9 tRNA genes and 1 rRNA gene are annotated in these 1504 nt (G+C 46.3%); all 10 read left to right on the forward strand.

Annotated elements, in window-relative coordinates:
- The first annotated feature begins 7 nt into the window (after positions 1-7).
- The 10 genes from rrf to M3212_RS21640 all read left to right on the forward strand — a co-directional run bounded on the left by rrf (position 8) and on the right by M3212_RS21640 (position 944).
- Positions 8-123: ribosomal RNA gene (gene rrf / locus M3212_RS21595) — 5S ribosomal RNA — on the forward strand.
- An 11-nt stretch (positions 124-134) separates the two neighbouring features.
- Positions 135-210 (forward strand) — tRNA-Val (locus M3212_RS21600).
- A 36-nt stretch (positions 211-246) separates the two neighbouring features.
- Positions 247-319: transfer RNA gene (locus M3212_RS21605), tRNA-Thr, on the forward strand.
- 8 nt (positions 320-327) lie between these two features.
- Positions 328-403 (forward strand) — tRNA-Lys (locus M3212_RS21610).
- 11 nt (positions 404-414) lie between these two features.
- Positions 415-497 (forward strand) — tRNA-Leu (locus tag M3212_RS21615).
- An 11-nt stretch (positions 498-508) separates the two neighbouring features.
- A tRNA-Gly gene (locus tag M3212_RS21620) sits at positions 509-583 on the forward strand.
- A gap of 10 nt (positions 584-593) precedes the next feature.
- Positions 594-679 (forward strand) — tRNA-Leu (locus M3212_RS21625).
- Between the two features lie 13 nt (positions 680-692).
- A tRNA-Arg gene (locus M3212_RS21630) sits at positions 693-769 on the forward strand.
- Positions 770-786: 17 nt separating this feature from the next.
- A tRNA-Pro gene (locus M3212_RS21635) sits at positions 787-863 on the forward strand.
- Positions 864-868: 5 nt separating this feature from the next.
- A tRNA-Ala gene (locus M3212_RS21640) sits at positions 869-944 on the forward strand.
- Positions 945-1504 lie beyond the last annotated feature (560 nt).

Genomic DNA, 1504 nt, shown 5'->3' on the forward strand with positions numbered 1-1504 from the left:
TCAAATGTCCGGTGGCGATAGCGAAGAGGTCACACCCGTTCCCATGCCGAACACGGTCGTTAAGCTCTTCAGCGCCGATGGTAGTTGGAGGCTTCCTCCTGCAAGAGTAGGACGTTGCCGGGCGATATAATATTGGAGGATTAGCTCAGCTGGGAGAGCACCTGCCTTACAAGCAGGGGGTCGGCGGTTCGATCCCGTCATCCTCCACCATCTCATTTAAGATGGTCAAGCTTGAATCTACAATATGCCGGTCTAGCTCAATTGGTAGAGCAACTGACTTGTAATCAGTAGGTTGGGGGTTCAAGTCCTCTGGCCGGCACTGTTTGAGAGCCATTAGCTCAGTTGGTAGAGCATCTGACTTTTAATCAGAGGGTCGAAGGTTCGAGTCCTTCATGGCTCACCATTTTGTAATATGCGGGTGTGGCGGAATTGGCAGACGCGCTAGACTTAGGATCTAGTGTCCTTGTGACGTGGGGGTTCAAGTCCCTTCACCCGCATTACATATGTTGCGGAAGTAGTTCAGTGGTAGAACACCACCTTGCCAAGGTGGGGGTCGCGGGTTCGAATCCCGTCTTCCGCTCCATAAGAGTCCTGCCGGGGTGGTGGAATTGGCAGACACACAGGACTTAAAATCCTGCGGTAGGTGACTACCGTGCCGGTTCAAGTCCGGCCCTCGGCACTTACGGTTTTTTGCGCCCTTAGCTCAGCTGGATAGAGTGTTTGACTACGAATCAAAAGGTCGGGAGTTCGAATCTCTCAGGGCGCGCCATTATTTAATTTAACAAACGGGAAGTGGCTCAGCTTGGTAGAGCACCTGGTTTGGGACCAGGGGGTCGCAGGTTCAAATCCTGTCTTCCCGACCATAAAAGGGGCCTTAGCTCAGCTGGGAGAGCGCCTGCCTTGCACGCAGGAGGTCAGCGGTTCGATCCCGCTAGGCTCCACCATGAAAATTAACTATAATTTCTAATTAATGAAAGTTCTTGCCTGTAGGGGTTAAGAACTTTTTTGGTTTTGGTCAATCTAGCATTTAACACAGTCTGTACCCTTTTATTTTGCAATATCTGTTTTTATCAGTCCTGCTAACATAAAAGAGGCAAATCTCTTCTTTATAAAGTAGTTGAAATAAATTCTTTATTAACTATTGTCATTCCTTGTGAAGTGTGTTAGATTTATATATCTGAGCATGAGAAATATTTAATGCTTACCTATTTTGTTTCAGCCTTTGCTTGATGCTGATATAAAAACTTTTAAAAAAATGTTGCACATAAATTCAAGCTATGTTAAGATAATAATCGTCGCTGATGAGCGGCGCTAAAAATGAGTTCTTTGAAAACTGAACAAAAGCCAAGCGAAAAAGAGGTGACGAATGTCACCGTCAAAAAAGCCAGCGGAGCCTGCACAAGGTTTTGGAAGCAAGAGACGAAGTGGTTTTCTTCGGCTATTGCTGAGTGCAGAGTGGAGCGGTTTTAAAAAAATTAAGAGCTTAATCAGCTCACCATTTTCA

The sequence above is a fragment of the Halalkalibacter oceani genome (genome assembly GCF_023715705.1).
Classification (GTDB): domain Bacteria; phylum Bacillota; class Bacilli; order Bacillales; family Bacillaceae_D; genus Halalkalibacter; species Halalkalibacter oceani_A.